Below are 16,835 nucleotides of genomic sequence, written 5' to 3' on the forward strand. Positions count from 1 at the left end.
AACTATATGAACAAGCATTATTTTTGTATTGTCGTTTTCTTATGGGCCTTTGGTTTTGCCTATGCACAGATAACGGGGACTGTATTAGATGATGATGGAGTGCCATTACCAGGTGCATCCATAGTTAAAAAAGGAACCACAACAGGTACCACAACCGATTTTGATGGTAATTTCACTCTTGATGTGGAAATGGGAGATACCTTGGTCGTCTCCTACATTGGTTTTGAGACCAAGGAAGTGACTGTCAACAGTACCGAAATGAACATTCAGCTGACATCTGGAGTGGCACTTTCAGAGGTGATTATCGTTGGGTCAAGAAACCCAAATCGAACGGCTACGGAAAGTACTGTTCCTGTTGATGTAATCGACATTAGCGAACTGAATAATGTAGCTCCTCAAGTAAACCTCAATCAGATTCTGAATTATGTTGCCCCTTCGTTCACCTCGAATACCCAAACGATATCCGATGGTACCGATCACATTGACCCAGCTTCCTTACGGGGTTTAGGCCCAGATCAGGTTTTAGTGTTGATTAATGGCAAACGAAGACATACTTCTTCATTGATCAATGTAAATGGAACTTTTGGTAGAGGCAGCGTGGGAACAGATTTAAATGCTATTCCTGCAGCGGCTATTCAACGTATTGAAGTGCTTAGGGATGGAGCGGCCGCGCAGTATGGTTCCGATGCCATTGCGGGGGTCATTAATATAATACTGAACAAAAGTGTCAATGAATTGACGACCACGGTTACCACGGGCGCGAATTTTACAAAAAATGCCAATGACCAGACGGGCGGTATAGACGGTGCGACAACAAATATTGCTGCCAGTTATGGTGTACCTTTGGGCGATAATGGAGGATTTATTAATTTCTCAGGTGATTTTGATGTGAGGAATGAATACAGCCGAATGAAAGAATGGGAGGGCGAAATATTTAATCTTTATAATACGGTAGAAAGAGTCGCTAATGCCGACGGTTATGACATTAGTAATTTATTGGATGATGACGTTGACGATGTAATTCAGTATGCCAACCAAGCGGGAATCAATTTAAATGGGGCTTCGACAAAAGAGGAGTTGGGGGGCGTTCTTGGAGCTGATGCGACTCAAGCCGAACTTGCTGCACGTGGACAACAAAGAAGTGATTACAACATGCGTGTGGGCCAATCGGCATTGCGTGGGGGACGATTATTCGGTAACTTTTCGCTTCCTTTGGGTGATAACGAAACCGAGGTCTACGCTTTTGCGGGAATCAGTTCGCGTACCGGAAATTCGGCAGGTTTTTATAGATTGCCGAATCAGAGTAGAACCTTTACTCCGGCGTATATCAACGGATTTTTACCCGAAATTAACTCGAATATCAAAGATCAATCATTATCGATAGGTATCAAAGGGTTGATTGGAGACTGGAACGTTGACTTAAGCAACACCTATGGCAAGAATGCCTTTTTATATACCATTGGGAATACATTTAATGCCTCAATGCAAAATGCCTCCCCTACTTTTTTTGATGCCGGTGGATTTTCATTTTTACAGAATACCGCCAATCTTGATGTGACCCAATTCTTTGATGACGTGATGTCGGGATTTAACGTAGCTTTTGGTGCAGAATATAGAGTCGAAAATTACGATATTATCGCTGGAGAGGAAGCATCTTATGCCCAATATACGGCAAACGGACAGCGTATTACCTTGGCATCTCAACAGCCTTCACAAGATTTCTTTGGAAATTCCAGACCAGGAGGCTCACAGGTATTCCCAGGATTTGCTCCGGCGAATGAACTATCAAGGGGGCGCAGTAGTGTCGCTGGTTATGTAGATTTGGAAGCTGATTTTTCGGAAAAATTCCTGGCTAGTTTTGCTACTCGATTTGAAGATTATAGTGATTTTGGTTCTACTATAAACTTTAAGCTTGCAGCGCGCTATAAAGTTTCCGACAATCTAAATATTCGTGGTGCGGCCAATACTGGTTTTAGGGCCCCTTCATTGCATCAAATCAATTTTAATTCTACGTCTACCATATTTGATAATGAAGGAAATCCGCAAGAGGTAGGTACTTTTGCGAATGACAGTAGAGCAGCCAAATTGTTGGGTATTCCTCAGTTAAAGGAAGAAACCTCGAGCAGTGTTAGTTTGGGGCTTACCGCAAAAATTCCTGATGCAAATTTAACGATAACCGTGGATGGATACTACGTGGAAATTAACGATAGGGTAGTTTATACGGGGCAGTTCGAAGGACCTGGTACAGGCACGGAATTGGATAATCTGTTGAGGCAGGCCAATGCCACTGCGGCATCCTTTTTTGCTAATGCAATTAATACCGAATCTCGAGGATTGGACGTTGTAATCACCCATAAAACGGATTTAGGAAATGACTGGAGGTTGAAATCCGATTTGGCGGGGACTTTTTCCAAAACAAATCAAATTGGTGATATCAATGCTTCGCAAGTATTGCGTGATGCCGGTCTGGTCGACACCTATTTTCCAGAAGACAGCAGAGTGTATCTTGAAGAAGCGGTGCCTAGAACTAAAATAAATTTATCGAATAGCCTTACTTCCGATAAGTTTATTGTCTTTTTAAGGAATGTTTATTTTGGTGAAGTCACAGAAGCTACAACTACAGTGGCGAATCAACAAGTGTTCGGCACAAAATTAGTGACCGATCTTTCGATAGGGTACAAGGCTACAGACGCACTTACCTTTACAATTGGCGCGAACAATCTATTTGATATTTACCCTGACCGAGCCGAAGAAGCTTTTAATAATAGAAGTTCGGGCCGTTTTGATTGGTCGCGTAGGGCGCAACAATTTGGCATCGGTGGACGGTTCTTGTTCGCTAGACTCAATTTTACGCTTAAATAATACTTTTTATCATTGAATAATGACAAAGGCTGCTTTATGCGGCCTTTGTTATTATAAAGATATAAAGAAGTACGTTCAATGACACAGGGTAAACAAGAGGGGAAATAAGTAGATTTCAAAACGAACAATATAATTTTTAAAGAAAAAGTGTGTTTATATCATAGCAAAGACCGTACTTGATTTCTTAAACTAAAGTTATGTTTGTAAAAGCTGTGACGTTATTTTCTGTACTTTTTTTTAGTTCATTTCTTGGCCATGCCCAACTTCCCGATTGCACCTTGGGACTTGGCAGTAGCAACACGGAGAACATTGTCGCAATTTTTCAGCTCAATGAATCACAGACAGCGGTTTTAGAAGAACTTCAAGGCAAATTAGAGGTTACGAATAAGGTTTTGGAAGAGGAAACAAAAAAACTCTTTGCCGAACATCCACAGGGCACACAGGCGGAAATGATCGTACTGGCGCAGAAATACAAGAAATTACAGCAAAAAATGGTCGATCTTTCAAAAGAAAGTGACACAAAACTGTTGGAAATTTTTAACGAAAAGCAGTATCAACGTTATAGAAGCTTGTGTAAAGAAGCTTTTCGTGACCCCATTAAAGTAATACCTGCCGTTTATACTGATAGCATTGCTCCGGAATGAACCTTTTCTAGGTTGTTAAAAAAATCATGGTCTACCATAAGATTACCATACTTAAGTTTGTATTTTTGAAAAAATCTCACGGTAGCACATGTATAAAATTTTTGTACGCCCTTTTCTGTTCTTATTGGATGCGGAGAAGGCACACCATTTGACCTTTTCACTAGTACAGTTTCTTTCGAACCTTGGTTTTTCCGGTCTTTTTCGATCACTTTTTGTAATAGAGGACAAACGCCTTGAAAAACAGGTTTTCGGTTTGACTTTCAAGAATCCCATTGGTCTTGCTGCAGGCTTCGATAAAGATGCCAAATTGTATAATGAGTTTTCAAATTTCGGATTTGGCTTTGTTGAAATCGGCACCTTGACTCCTAAACCGCAAAAAGGAAATCCTAAAACAAGATTGTTTCGGTTAAAGGCTGATGAGGCCATTATCAATCGCATGGGGTTTAATAATTTGGGCGTATTCGATGCGGTGGAGCGGCTGAAGAAAGAACACAAAGTATTGGTTGGAGGTAATATTGGTAAGAACAAGGTTACCCCTAATAAAGAAGCGATTAAAGATTACCTGATTTGCTTTGATGCTCTTTTTAATTATGTCGATTACTTTGTGGTGAATGTTAGTTCTCCAAATACCCCGGGCCTAAGGGAGCTTCAAGATAAAGAGCCGTTAACAGCCTTGCTGATCGAGCTCAAAAAGCAAAATACAAAACAGGCCGCAAAAGAATCGGTAAAGGAAAAACCCATTCTTTTAAAAATAGCACCTGATCTCTCTGAAAACCAGTTGATGGATATTATATCTATTGTCAAAACGACCGAGATTGATGGCATCATCGCGACCAATACGACCATAGCGCGTAAAGGGCTGACATCTGGTATGGTTTTAACCGAACAAAATGGAGGTCTAAGTGGCAAGCCGTTGACTCAGCGAAGTACCGAAGTTATTCGGTTCTTGGCGGAAAAGAGCAACAAGGCATTCCCGATAATCGGGGTAGGGGGTATTCATTCCCCCAAAGATGCGCTCGAAAAATTAGAGGCCGGCGCTGACTTGATCCAACTTTATACAGGTTTTATATACGAAGGTCCAAGCCTTATCAAAAGAATCAACAAGGCTATTTTAGAGCAGCAAGAAAACTAAAGGCCATTAATTTAGAGCGACCAGTTCTACTTTGATGTCCAATAATCTACAACGGTCACATCATCTAAATGACCTGATAGCAGTGCCCCAAACGCTTTGTGATCGGGGTGTGGTAGGTATATTGCACGATCTTCCTCTGATTTAAAAGTCAGGAAAAAGCAGTGGGTCAAGCCCTTGTTTAATCCTTCCGGACTATTATTCAATCCCCATTCGTATGAAATAATTTGTGGAATTTTAGCAGGCAAAGCCGCAAAGGCATCCTCAATTTCCTTAATTTTTTCTGGGGCTGTTCCTTCTTTGAATTTAAAAAGTACGACGTGACGTAAAAGACTATCTTGAGCCATTGAATTTTCTGTTTTTAGTGTGGATAATTCATTTTCTTCTGCATTTCCGATAAATCCGAATACGGAAAACGACATCATGAATAGTAGCGCAAAACCTATATTTTTCATTTGGTTGTATTTTATTGTGTTGAAAGATATAAAAAATGATGAATACTCTCTTGGGTTTTGTAGATTTAAAGACGGAAAATAAAACCCTAGAACCAGAGCACTGGTATCATAAATTGTAGACTTTTATATTGAATTACGAAATTTTATACACCTTCGTTTTGGCTACTGCAGCTTTGGCCATTACTCCTGGACCTGATAATATTTATGTTTTAATGCAGGGTGTGGCACATGGCAAGAAGTATGGCTTAGCTACTGTTGCCGGTTTGCTTTCGGGCTGCTTGGTGCATACTAGTTTACTTGCTTTTGGTGTTTCGGCCATACTTCGCGAAAACGAACGGCTTTTTCTTGTCATAAAAATTTTGGGAGCACTCTACCTGTTCTACTTGGCCTATAAAGTACTAAACAGTGAAACGAACTCAGTATTGTCTGATGATATCGTGCCAAAAAAAGGAGTTTGGTCATTGTTCAAACAAGGTTTTGTTATGAATGTGCTGAACCCAAAAGTGGCCCTTTTCTTTTTAGCTTTTTTTCCTGGCTTTTTGTTTAGTGAAAACTTGGGTACGGCGGCACAATTTTTTGTTCTTGGGTTGCTTTTCATCGTAGTCTCTTTTTTTGTGTTCGGACTTATTACTCTTCTGGCAGGTACTATTTCAGACGTTGTAAGGAGAAATAAAGACATAGCTAGGTACTTAAAATGGTTTCAAATCTTTGTGTTTGTAGGTATTGGTGTCTTTATCTTGTTATCGAATAATTAATAGTATTTTTAAGGGGTAGTTTTAGGTCTATGTCTGAAAAAGTAAAGCTTATTGAGTGCCCCCGGGATGCCATGCAGGGTATTAAGACTTTTATTCCAACGCAGGAGAAGGTAAAGTACATTCAATCGCTGTTAGGGTGCGGGTTCGATACTATAGATTTTGGTAGTTTTGTTTCCCCTAGGGCCATTCCGCAAATGGTGGATACGGCCGAAGTTCTTTCGCGATTAGACCTGTCAAAAACGAATAGCAAGTTGTTGGCCATCGTAGCGAATGTACGTGGCGCAAAAGATGCTTGCCAACATGAGGCAATTGCATATTTAGGCTATCCATTTTCCATTTCAGAGAACTTTCAAATGCGAAATACCCATAAAACGATAGCGCAGAGTATTGAAGTCTTAAAGGAAATATTTGAGCTTGCCAATGCTAATAATAAAGAAGTGGTAACGTATATATCTATGGGCTTCGGCAATCCTTATGGCGACCCATGGAATGTTGATATTGTAGGGGAGTGGGCAGAGAAAATGGCCAAAATGGGTGCAAGAATATTGTCGTTGTCCGATACTGTGGGTACCTCCACCCCAGAGACCATTGATTACCTTTTTTCTAGTTTAATACCGCAATATCCAGAAATTGAATTTGGGGCCCACCTGCACACCACACCTTCGAAATGGCATGAAAAGGTTAATGCGGCATACAAGTCGGGTTGTCGAAGGTTTGACGGCGCGGTTCAGGGTTTTGGCGGCTGTCCCATGGCGAAGGATGAACTTACCGGGAATATGCCCACGGAAAAAATGCTTTCCTATTTTACTGCTGAAAAAGTAGATTCTGGTGTAAATTGGATGGTTTTCGAAGCTGCTTATAACAAAGCGTCGGAGCTATTTCTGAAATATGTGTAATATAGATACTTCAACCGATGGCTTTAGGTTGAAAGTGCAGTAGTAGTATTTCGCATCTTGTCTATTTAATGGCTATATTTAAAGGTATTCAATTGAAAACCAAACTATGCCACCTTCTGTTATCCATCAAGATTTCCGCTTTATTCCGAGATTTTTTTTTAAGACAATTTTCTCATTGGCCTTCTTGGTTTCCTTCCTTGTTTATTCCCAAGAGGAATATCCCCATGGTCCTGATTCTGAAAAATATGAAAGTATTCCTCAAGGAATGATTACCAAGCATACTTGGGAGAGTACTATTTATCCTAACACCATTAGGGATTATTATATTTATGTGCCTGCTCAATACAAATCTTCGGAACCTGCCGCACTTATGGTTTTTCAAGACGGACATACCTATATAAAGGAAGATGGTGACTTCAGGGCCCCTGTGGTGTTTGATAATTTGATTGCCCAGAAAAAAATGCCTGTTACCATTGGGCTTTTTATCAATCCGGGCCATGACAAAAGTTTGCCTACGCCAGAAAATCCATGGAAAGCTTCCAACAGAAGTTTAGAATACGATGATGTTTCCGATACTTATGGTCGGTTTTTGTTGGAAGAAATGATCCCGGAATTGAAAAAGGGTTATGCTATTTCTGAAGATGCCACCAAGCGGGGTATTGGCGGTATTTCGTCCGGGGGTATTTGTGCTTTTACAGCAGCGTGGTTCTTTCCGCAGCATTTCAATAAAGTGTTGAGTCATATTGGTAGTTTTACCGATATCCGAGGGGGGCATGACTATCCCTCTATAATTCGAAAGCATGATAAGAAAGATATAAAGGTATTTTTACAAGATGGTTCCCATGACCTTGATAACCAATATGGAAATTGGTGGTTGGCCAATCTTCAAATGGAATCGGCATTAAAATTCAAAGAATATGATTACAAGTTTGTTGAAGGTGCTGGCGGCCATAACGGAAATCATGGCGGGGCTATCCTTCCGCAATCTTTGAAGTGGTTATGGAATGATGTGGTTCCCGAGATAGCCGAATCGGGAGTTTATTCCTTCCCAAAAAATGATAAAAACGAGGTGATGATGGCCGGTGAAACCTTTTATTTCTCTGATATGGAATTAAAAACGGTTCATTTAACAAAAAACGCCGATCTCATAAATTTAAAGGATGTCCAAAACGAACAAATCGTTATTGTAAAGGAGGGTGAGCTTCAGGTTTCGGTAAATAGAAAGAAAAGAACCATAGGCCCGAATAGTGTAATGGTTTTATTGCCAGGTGATAATGGATCGATTTCCTGTGCATCGGAAAATGCGGCCTATTATACCATGGTTTATCGTTCGAAAAGACCGATGGACCTACGTAGAGGAAAAAAAGACGGTGGTTCTTTTATTATCGATTTTGATGAACTGAAGTTTAAAGAACATGATAAAGGTGGCATTCGAAACTATTTTCATCGTGCCACGGCTATGTGCCCGTATTATGAAATGCACGTGACCAATTTGAATCCGGGAATAAAAAGTCATGAACCCCATACGCACAAAGCTTCGGAAATTATATTGATGATAAAAGGTGATACCGAAATGGAGATAGGAAATGAGAAATATACTGCCCAAGAAGGTGATTTTTATTTTGCTTCCGGCAATATTCCCCATGCCATAAAAAATGTGGGTGACGAACAGTGCATGTATTTTGCCTTTCAATGGGAATAATATGATTATTTGTCTTCGTACTGAGCTGAATATTGGTTATGATTCATTTGCTTTTTCATGAACCTTAAATCCTTTGAAATTATTCTGGCATGCATTTTTTGAGGGAATGCGTACGTTTTGGTAGGCACGATACCCCTTGAAATGGCAATTCTTCCAAATGTTAAACCCTTAAAGTTATTTAGATTTGTTAAAAATAAATTTTGTTCCTTCTTTCCCTAGCCATATATTTGCCGCTCAATATTTAATCAGTCTAAATAAAATACAATGAAAAAAGTTTTTTCGACCTTTTCTTTGGCCTTCGCGCTTATAGCTTTCTTGTCTTGTAGCAATGATGATGATGTTTCGAAGATGGATGAAGAGGAGCAAATTGAAATTGAAAACCCCGCAACTTATGTTTTTGAGCGGGACGGTGAAAGTACGGTAGATTATAATGGTCAAACTACGCGGCTGAAAATGGGAAGCGAATTTGTTTCAGCGCTTTCCGACAATACACAAACCGCCGATGAATTGCTTGCCATGTTCGGTCATGAAGAAGGTAATGTCGATTTCTCTGATGATGACCTGAATGCATCCGACAAAAGTATACGTAGTAAAACAGCGGCTTCAGTCGATTTATTTGCTACGAATGCTTCCGATCAAGCGGCTATTCGTGCTGACTTCGATACATGGATAAACGGGCAAGTCGATGAGGTTTTTGCAAACTGGGAAGTAGTTGCAGAACCGGGTGTTGCCGGACAGGTTCCCCAAGGAGAGCGGGTACGTTATGTCAACGCCAACGGTTTAGAGTATAATCAAATGGTAAACAAGGGTTTGATTGGAGCTTTGACTTTGGATCAGATTGTGAACAATTATTTGAGCCCTGCAGTTCTTGACGAAGGTGAGAACAAGGCCAATAATGATGCGGATATTCTTGAAGATGGAAAATCGTATACAACAATGGAGCATAAATGGGACGAGGCCTATGGCTATTTGTTTGCACTGAATTCGAATCCCGAGAATCCGGTCGATGCCGAAAATGATGGTGATCGCTTTTTAGGAAGTTACATCCAACAAGTTGCTGCAGACCCTGATTTTAACGATTTGATTTCCGCTTCCTATGAAGCTTTTAAGCTGGGTAGGGCCGCAATCGTAGCAAAAAATTATGAGGTTCGTGACGAACAGGCGGCAATTATTAAAGCCAAACTTTCTTTGGTGCCATCAGTTCGGGGTGTATTTTATTTACAAGCAGGAAAAAATGCATTGGCCGAGGAGGTTCCGGACTATGGAAGTGCTTTCCACGCCATTTCAGAAGGCTTCGGCTTTATTTACAGCCTTCAGTTTTCCAATAATCCTGATACGGGTGCACCCTATATGTCAAAAGCTGAAGTAGATGCACTTTTAGAAGATTTGTTGGGTGATGGTGAAAACGGACTTTGGGATATTACCGGGGAAACCTTGGATGCAATTTCTACGACCATTGCGACTAAATTTGGGTTTACGGTAGCGGAGGCATCATCTACCGAGTAGGTAGGAAGAAAAGTGTTTATTGATAAAGGGAGGTGTAGCCAGTTTTTCTGAACACGCTCCTTTTGTCGGTTAAATTAGTAGCAGATAAAAGATTACTAAATATAAAGTCACTGTAGGCCGTATTTGCGTTAGGGGGCCTAACCTTTACAAACTAAAATTGAATTCATGAAAAAGAAAGTTCTTTTCATTGCCGTTGCAACACTTATCTTTTGGGCATGTAGCTCCGATGGCGATAATTCGGATCCGGATCCCATAGATCCGATCGAGTTTGACAGAAAAGCCATGTTGGTAAATATTACGGATAATATCATCATACCCGCTTATCAAGATTTTGATTTAAAAATAGATGCTTTTAAAGTTTCGTTCGAAGCTTTCAGTACCAATCCTACGGTAACAGCATTGAATACGGTTCGGGAGGGCTGGTTCACTGCCTATAAAACATGGCAACATGTGTCGATGTTCGAAATAGGTCCCGCTGAGACTTTAGACTTTAGACTTAATATGAATATCTACCCGGCCGATGATGAGAAAATCGAAGGTTATATATCAAGTGGTGATTATAACTTAGCTTTGGCTTCCAATCGTGATGCGAAGGGATTTCCTGCCTTAGATTATCTTTTCTATGGTTTGGCGGATACCGATGAGGCCATAATAGAAGTTTATGCCGGTGAAGATGGTTCAAAATATTTAGCATACGTTGCAGCTTTGTTGAATGATATGGAGACCATGACCGAAACGGTTTTGTCCGAATGGGAAAATGGGTATGGAGCTACTTTTGTGGCAAACGATGGGGCTTCGGCCACAGCTTCTGTAGATCGCTTTGTAAACGATTATATTTTCTATTTTGAGAAATTTTTGAGGGCTGGTAAGATGGGAATTCCGCTAGGGGTATTTTCTGGTACACCTTCGGTCGGGCATCTTGAGGCATTTTATAGCGATGGAAACTCCAAAACATTATTCTTGGAAGGCTTACTTGCTGTTCAAAACCTTTTTAATGGCCAGTATTATGGTACACAAGGCGAGGGTCCTGGTCTTGCTTCCTATTTAGATGTTCTCAATTCTGTTAAAGATGGTGAAGATCTTGCTCAGGCGATAAACGACCAGATCAACGTGGCGCGAACAGCGGTTCAGGCACTGGGCAATTTTAAAGATGAAATTGTAAATAACACGCCTCCAGAAAATATGTTGAATGCCTATGATGAGGTACAGCGCATTGTGCCTTTGCTAAAAGTAGATATGGTATCTGCTATGAATATACATATTGATTTTGTGGATGCCGATGGGGATTAATTCATGAACCCGAAAATCAGAACATATCTAAAAGCAAATGCACAAGCCGCCCCTTTGGCGGTTTTTCGCATTTTTTTTGGATTGATGATGGTGATATCCATCATTAGGTTCTGGTACAACGGATGGATCGAAAAGTTATACATCGCCCCGAAATTTTTCTTTAGCTATTACGGATTCGAATGGATACGCCCGCTGGGCAATTTTACCTACCTTCTTTTTATACTATGTGGTGTCTCGGCGTTTTTTGTGGCTTTGGGCTATAAGTATCGCATTGCCATTCTAGTTTTTTTCTTGAGCTTCACCTATATCGAGCTAATGGATAAGACGACTTATCTGAACCATTATTATTTTGTAAGTATATTAAGTTTTTTAATGCTCTTTTTGCCGGCAAATGCCTATTTTTCAGTTGACGCCCTTAAAAATAAGACCATAGCTTACGATAGAATACCTAGGTGGTGTATCGATATTCTCAAGCTCTTGTTATGTATGGTTTATTTCTATGCAGGATTGGCCAAATTGAATTCCGATTGGTTGTTTGATGCTATGCCCTTGAAAATTTGGTTGCCCTCGAAATTTGATGTTCCGTTATTGGGTGATTTTCTTCAACAAAGTTGGTCGCACTACACCTTTAGCTGGGCCGGTATGTTATACGACCTTATGATTCCGTTTTTATTGCTTTATCGTCGTACTCGGTGGTTGGCTTTCGGTTTGGTAGTGGTATTCCATTTGTTGACCCGCGTGCTGTTTCCCATTGGAATGTTTCCGTACATCATGATTGTTAGTGCCCTGATATTTTTCGATGCTGATTTGCATCATCGTATTTTAAAAGTTGTTGGAAGAATCATATCCATCGACAAAACGCGGTTCGATACGGGGAGAACATTACGGTTTTCTTCAAGATATAAAAAATGGGCGATGCCTGTGATAGGTGTATTTTTCGTAGTACAATTATTGCTTCCTTGGCGCTATTTGGTATATCCCGGGGAGCTTTTCTGGACCGAAGAGGGTTACCGTTTTTCGTGGCGTGTCATGTTAATGGAGAAGGCCGGTTATGCCCAGTTCAAGGTAGTTGATGGCAAAAGCAAAAAGTGGTTCTATGTCGATAATTCAGATTTTTTGACTCCGTTTCAAGAAAAACAGATGGCTACGCAACCCGATTTTATACTGCAATATGCCAAGTTTTTGGCCAAAAATTTCAAAAAGCAGGGTCACGGAAATTTAGAAATATATGTAGAAAGTTACGTGGCATTAAACGGAAGAAAAAGTACTTCGTTTATAAATCCTGATGTAAATTTGCTGACTTTTAAAGATTCGTTCGAATCTAAAACCTTTATACTCCCTTTTCATGATACCATCAAAGGTCTGTAGTTTCTTAATTGTTGTTGTTTTCTACGGAAGTACCCTCGTAGCCCAACATACCTTATCGGGGAGGGTTATATCTGTCGAGGATAATGGTCCGATGGCAGGGGCCGAAGTTTATGATCAAAGTACCGGAATTCATACCTTGACCGATGCCAATGGACAATTTTCATTGTCAGGTCTGAACACCGGGGAACACCATATTGCTATCTTTTCGTATGGCTACACGGTGTGGGAACGTCGTTTTGAAATGACTGCGGATAGTCAGATTGAAGTAGTCCTTGAGCCATTAGGCATCAATTTGCCCGAAGTGGTAATTACCTTACAGCGCCAAAAGGTTTTTGCATTGCGTCAGTTGAAGAAAGTAGAAGGCACGGCCATTTATGCAGGAAAAAAAACAGAAGTAGTAGCCTTGGAAGGCATAACTGCAAATTTAGCTGCAAATAATGCGCGTCAGATTTACAATCAGGTCGTTGGACTCAATATTTATGATAATGGGGATGCGGGTTTACAATTGAACATCGGTGGGAGGGGTCTTGACCCCAATCGTTCACAGAACTTTAATACCCGACAGAATGGGTATGATATCAGTGCCGATGTATTGGGTTACCCAGAGAGCTATTATACGCCTCCGCCCGAAGCCTTGTCGGAGATACAGATCGTACGCGGTGCTGCATCGTTGCAGTATGGCACCCAATTTGGCGGTTTGGTCAATTTTGTGTTCAAGAAACCGAATCCTGTTAAAAAAGTGGAGCTGGTCTCTCGGCAATCCGTAGGGTCCAATGCACTTTTTACAAGCTTCAATAGTCTTAGCGGAACCGTAGGTAGATTCAGTTACTACACCTATTATAATTATAAAAAGGGCGATGGTTTTAGGCCCAATTCCCATTTCGACTCTCACAATGCATTTGCCCATTTGGGGTGGCAATTGACCGATAAAACAAAACTGGAAGTAGAATATACATTTTTAGATTATTTGGCGCAACAGCCAGGAGGACTTACCGACGCACAGTTTTATGAGAATCCCGATTATAGTAATCGAGAGCGAAATTGGTTTGCGGTAAACTGGAATCTATACGCCCTAAAACTAAAGCATCAATTGACACCTAGTACCGATTTTAGTTTTAACTTTTTTGGGTTGGATGCTTCTAGAAAGGCATTGGGTTATCGTCAGAACAGGGTTTCGCAAAGTGACGATACCACTGCGCCTCGTGAACTTTTGATCGATGATTTTAGCAATTGGGGGGCGGAAACACGTTTACTTACCCGTTACGGACTACTAAAGAATAAATCTGTTCTATTGGTGGGTGCCAAATATTATCACGCAAAAAATCAACAACAACAGGGTCCGGGCAGTGCGGCTATGGATGCCGATTTTACACTGGCCGATGATGAGTTTCCTAACTATGATCGGCAGGCTGCATTTACCTTCCCCAATCGTAACTTGGCATTTTTCGGAGAGAATATCTTTAATATTAATTCCAGGTTTTCGATAACCCCTGGCTTTCGGCTTGAATTCCTAAAGACCGAAAGTGAAGGGACCTATAATAATGTCTTTTTAGACCTTGCCGGAAATGTGTTGTTAAACGAAACTTTGGAAGATAACCGCGAGTTCAAGAGAAATTTTATGCTTTTGGGAGTTGGTGGTAGTTACAAATTATCAAAAAATGGGGAGTTGTATGCCAATGTTTCGCAAAATTACCGTTCCGTTACATTTAATGATATTAGAGTAGTCAACCCTGTGTATCAGGTAGATCCCGATATTACTGATGAAAAAGGTTTTACAGCTGATATAGGGCTCAGGGGAAATTATAACGGTTTGTTTTCTTATGATGCCAGTGTTTTCGGACTACGATATAATAATAGGATAGGAGAGGTACTCAAAACAGAGGAACGCCCCAACGCCCAAGGCGAACTTGTCGAAACCGGAAGGGTAGTTCGGTTTCGGGGAAATATCGGGGATGCATTTATATATGGCGTCGAAGTTTTTGGCGACTGGAGCCTAAAGGAAACTTTTTTCAAAGGTTCGGATAATTATAAGTTAAATTTCTTTGTGAACGCGGCCTTTACCCAATCTGAGTATACTGCTTCGGAAGAGAATAATGTAAAGGGTAATGAAGTGGAATTTATTCCGGCAGTCAATTTAAAGACCGGAATTAATTTTGGATATAAAAATCTTTTAGGTGGATTGCAATATTCCTATCTATCAGAGCAGTTTACCGATGCCACGAACGCTCCACAAGATAAACAAGATTCACAACGCGGTATTGAGGGCGAGATTCCGGCATATGATATATTGGATTTTTCAACCTCCTATACCTTTAAAAAGTGGAAGTTAGAGGCGGGTATTAACAATGTGTTAGACAATAGTTATTTTACCCGAAGAGCGACAGGCTATCCTGGGCCAGGCATTATTCCTGCGCAGCCAAGAACTTTTTATACCACGCTTCAGTTTAAATTTTAATAATCATCCCGGCATCGGAAGATATGTCTCCCCTGGTGTCGTCATCGACTTTTTTGGTACGCTATCGGTTGACATTGAAACCTTTGCCCCCCAACTAAAATTATCCGAAATAAATCAGTACATTTGCACGCAATTAATCCTTAATTGCCATGCAAGCCCACATAAATAAAATTTTAGGAGAAGGTCTCACTTATGACGACGTACTCTTGGTTCCCGCATTTTCCGAAGTACTTCCGCGCGAGGTCAACATTCAATCAAAATTTACCCGTAACATTACGATCAATGTGCCTGTAGTTTCCGCTGCCATGGATACGGTGACCGAATCGCAAATGGCTATTGCCATGGCGCAAGAAGGTGGTATCGGTGTGTTGCACAAAAATATGAGTATTGAAAACCAGGCCATGAAAGTGCGCAAGGTGAAACGGGCCGAAAGCGGTATGATCATTGATCCGGTAACACTTCCACTAGATTCTTTGGTACGTGATGCCAAGGCTTATATGAAGGAATACAGTATTGGTGGTATACCCATTGTAGATGAAGCCGGAAAGTTATTGGGTATTGTTACCAATAGGGATTTACGCTTCGAAAAAAATAATGAACGTCCGATTTCCGAGGTGATGACCTCAAAAAAATTGGTGACTGTTAGTGAAGGAACCTCTTTGGGGCAGGCCGAAGATATTCTTCAGGAAAATAAAATAGAAAAATTACCGGTGGTCGATAAAGACTATAAACTAGTCGGACTTATTACTTTTCGAGATATTACTAAGTTAACTCAAAAGCCGATTGCAAACAAAGATCAATACGGTCGTTTACGTGTTGCGGCGGCAGTTGGGGTGACTCCCGATGCTGTGGATAGGGCCGAAGCTTTGGTTAACGCCGGCGTCGATGCAATCGTTATCGATACGGCACATGGCCATACCAAAGGGGTGGTTGCTGTTTTAAAGGATGTAAAGAAAAAATTCCCGGATTTAGAAGTCATTGTTGGTAATATTGCCACTGGCGACGCAGCGAAATACTTGGTCGAAGCCGGAGCAGATGCCGTAAAGGTCGGTATTGGACCGGGCTCTATTTGTACCACCCGTGTTGTAGCAGGAGTCGGTTTCCCGCAGTTTTCAGCGGTTTTAGAAGTTGCAGCTGCCATTAAAGGCAGCGGTGTACCTGTTATCGCAGATGGGGGCATCCGTTATACGGGTGACATCCCCAAAGCCATTGCTGCTGGGGCCGATACGGTTATGTTGGGGTCCTTGTTGGCAGGTACCAAAGAATCACCGGGAGAGACCATTATCTACGAAGGGCGAAAATTCAAATCGTATCGTGGTATGGGTTCGGTTGAAGCGATGAAAGAAGGGAGCAAGGACCGCTATTTTCAAGATGTGGAAGACGATATTAAAAAATTGGTGCCTGAAGGAATAGTGGGACGTGTGCCTTACAAAGGAGAACTCTATGAAAGTATACACCAATTCGTTGGAGGATTACGGGCCGGAATGGGCTATTGTGGCGCCAAGGATATTGATACCCTTAAGGAAAACGGACGGTTTGTAAAGATTACTGCTAGCGGTATCAACGAAAGCCACCCACATGATGTAACCATTACGAAAGAATCTCCGAATTATAGTAGGTAAGCTGTTTGACCGAAAAAAACATGAAAGGCCCTTTTTTAAGGGCTTTTTTTATACCCTAATTTGAAGCGTTTTATCAAGGGTTCACACCACAATCTTGAATACATAGCTACTTGAAACTAGCCGGGGACAATGACAATTAAATCTTTTCTAA

At 41.0% G+C, this 16,835-nt stretch carries 12 protein-coding genes; 11 read left to right on the forward strand and 1 reads right to left on the reverse strand.

Annotated elements, in window-relative coordinates; translation table 11 throughout:
• Positions 1-6: 6 nt before the first annotated feature.
• From AACZ88_RS08440 to AACZ88_RS08450, 3 genes are all read left to right on the forward strand, one after another.
• Positions 7-2,862 (forward strand): TonB-dependent receptor, encoded by a 2,856-nt coding sequence (locus AACZ88_RS08440; protein WP_339708881.1) that lies wholly within the window; start codon positions 7-9, stop codon positions 2,860-2,862.
• Positions 2,863-3,059: 197 nt separating this feature from the next.
• Positions 3,060-3,506, forward strand: a complete 447-nt coding sequence (locus tag AACZ88_RS08445; protein ID WP_339708883.1) for a hypothetical protein — start codon at positions 3,060-3,062, stop codon at positions 3,504-3,506.
• Between the two features lie 88 nt (positions 3,507-3,594).
• Positions 3,595-4,638 (forward strand): quinone-dependent dihydroorotate dehydrogenase, encoded by a 1,044-nt coding sequence (locus tag AACZ88_RS08450; RefSeq protein WP_339708885.1) that lies wholly within the window; start codon positions 3,595-3,597, stop codon positions 4,636-4,638.
• Between the two features lie 26 nt (positions 4,639-4,664).
• On the opposite strand, the gene AACZ88_RS08455 is transcribed toward AACZ88_RS08450, so the two are convergent.
• Positions 4,665-5,090: a Dabb family protein gene (locus AACZ88_RS08455; RefSeq protein ID WP_339708887.1), complete on the reverse strand. Its 426-nt coding sequence runs from the start codon at positions 5,088-5,090 to the stop codon at positions 4,665-4,667.
• A 128-nt stretch (positions 5,091-5,218) separates the two neighbouring features.
• On the opposite strand from AACZ88_RS08455, the gene AACZ88_RS08460 reads away from it, so the two are divergent.
• From AACZ88_RS08460 to guaB, 8 genes are all read left to right on the forward strand, one after another.
• A complete protein-coding gene (locus tag AACZ88_RS08460) occupies positions 5,219-5,845 on the forward strand; it encodes a LysE family translocator (RefSeq protein ID WP_339708889.1) in 627 nt (208 codons plus the stop codon).
• Between the two features lie 29 nt (positions 5,846-5,874).
• Positions 5,875-6,741 carry a hydroxymethylglutaryl-CoA lyase gene (locus AACZ88_RS08465; protein ID WP_339708891.1) on the forward strand — a complete coding sequence of 289 codons (867 nt, stop codon included), beginning with the start codon at positions 5,875-5,877 and terminating at the stop codon, positions 6,739-6,741.
• Between the two features lie 106 nt (positions 6,742-6,847).
• Complete coding sequence (locus tag AACZ88_RS08470) at positions 6,848-8,443, forward strand: cupin domain-containing protein (RefSeq protein WP_339708893.1); 1,596 nt, start codon at positions 6,848-6,850, stop codon at positions 8,441-8,443.
• Positions 8,444-8,707: 264 nt separating this feature from the next.
• Positions 8,708-9,949: a DUF4856 domain-containing protein gene (locus AACZ88_RS08475; RefSeq protein WP_339708895.1), complete on the forward strand. Its 1,242-nt coding sequence runs from the start codon at positions 8,708-8,710 to the stop codon at positions 9,947-9,949.
• Positions 9,950-10,114: 165 nt separating this feature from the next.
• Positions 10,115-11,239 (forward strand): imelysin family protein, encoded by a 1,125-nt coding sequence (locus tag AACZ88_RS08480; RefSeq protein ID WP_339708897.1) that lies wholly within the window; start codon positions 10,115-10,117, stop codon positions 11,237-11,239.
• A 3-nt stretch (positions 11,240-11,242) separates the two neighbouring features.
• Complete coding sequence (locus AACZ88_RS08485; RefSeq protein WP_339708899.1) at positions 11,243-12,607, forward strand: HTTM domain-containing protein; 1,365 nt, start codon at positions 11,243-11,245, stop codon at positions 12,605-12,607.
• A complete protein-coding gene (locus AACZ88_RS08490; protein WP_339708901.1) occupies positions 12,585-15,062 on the forward strand; it encodes a TonB-dependent receptor in 2,478 nt (825 codons plus the stop codon). The genes AACZ88_RS08485 and AACZ88_RS08490 overlap by 23 nt, the downstream gene beginning before the upstream one ends.
• Before the next feature lie 149 nt (positions 15,063-15,211).
• Positions 15,212-16,684, forward strand: a complete 1,473-nt coding sequence (gene guaB, locus AACZ88_RS08495; protein WP_339708902.1) for an IMP dehydrogenase — start codon at positions 15,212-15,214, stop codon at positions 16,682-16,684.
• The last annotated feature ends 151 nt before the right edge of the window (positions 16,685-16,835 follow it).

The organism is uncultured Kriegella sp. (assembly GCF_963975415.1).
Taxonomy (GTDB): Bacteria; Bacteroidota; Bacteroidia; order Flavobacteriales; family Flavobacteriaceae; genus Kriegella.

What these genes read in the sequence shown, in the direction of transcription:
- AACZ88_RS08440 (WP_339708881.1), top strand. Translation starts at nt 7, where the DNA reads ATGAACAAGCATTATTTTTGTATTGTCGTTTTCTTATGGGCCTTTGGT.
- AACZ88_RS08445 (WP_339708883.1), top strand. Translation starts at nt 3,060, where the DNA reads ATGTTTGTAAAAGCTGTGACGTTATTTTCTGTACTTTTTTTTAGTTCA.
- AACZ88_RS08450 (WP_339708885.1), top strand. Translation starts at nt 3,595, where the DNA reads ATGTATAAAATTTTTGTACGCCCTTTTCTGTTCTTATTGGATGCGGAG.
- AACZ88_RS08455 (WP_339708887.1), bottom strand. Translation starts at nt 5,090, where the DNA reads ATGAAAAATATAGGTTTTGCGCTACTATTCATGATGTCGTTTTCCGTA.
- AACZ88_RS08465 (WP_339708891.1), top strand. Translation starts at nt 5,875, where the DNA reads ATGTCTGAAAAAGTAAAGCTTATTGAGTGCCCCCGGGATGCCATGCAG.
- AACZ88_RS08470 (WP_339708893.1), top strand. Translation starts at nt 6,848, where the DNA reads ATGCCACCTTCTGTTATCCATCAAGATTTCCGCTTTATTCCGAGATTT.
- AACZ88_RS08475 (WP_339708895.1), top strand. Translation starts at nt 8,708, where the DNA reads ATGAAAAAAGTTTTTTCGACCTTTTCTTTGGCCTTCGCGCTTATAGCT.
- AACZ88_RS08480 (WP_339708897.1), top strand. Translation starts at nt 10,115, where the DNA reads ATGAAAAAGAAAGTTCTTTTCATTGCCGTTGCAACACTTATCTTTTGG.
- AACZ88_RS08485 (WP_339708899.1), top strand. Translation starts at nt 11,243, where the DNA reads ATGAACCCGAAAATCAGAACATATCTAAAAGCAAATGCACAAGCCGCC.
- AACZ88_RS08490 (WP_339708901.1), top strand. Translation starts at nt 12,585, where the DNA reads ATGATACCATCAAAGGTCTGTAGTTTCTTAATTGTTGTTGTTTTCTAC.
- guaB (WP_339708902.1), top strand. Translation starts at nt 15,212, where the DNA reads ATGCAAGCCCACATAAATAAAATTTTAGGAGAAGGTCTCACTTATGAC.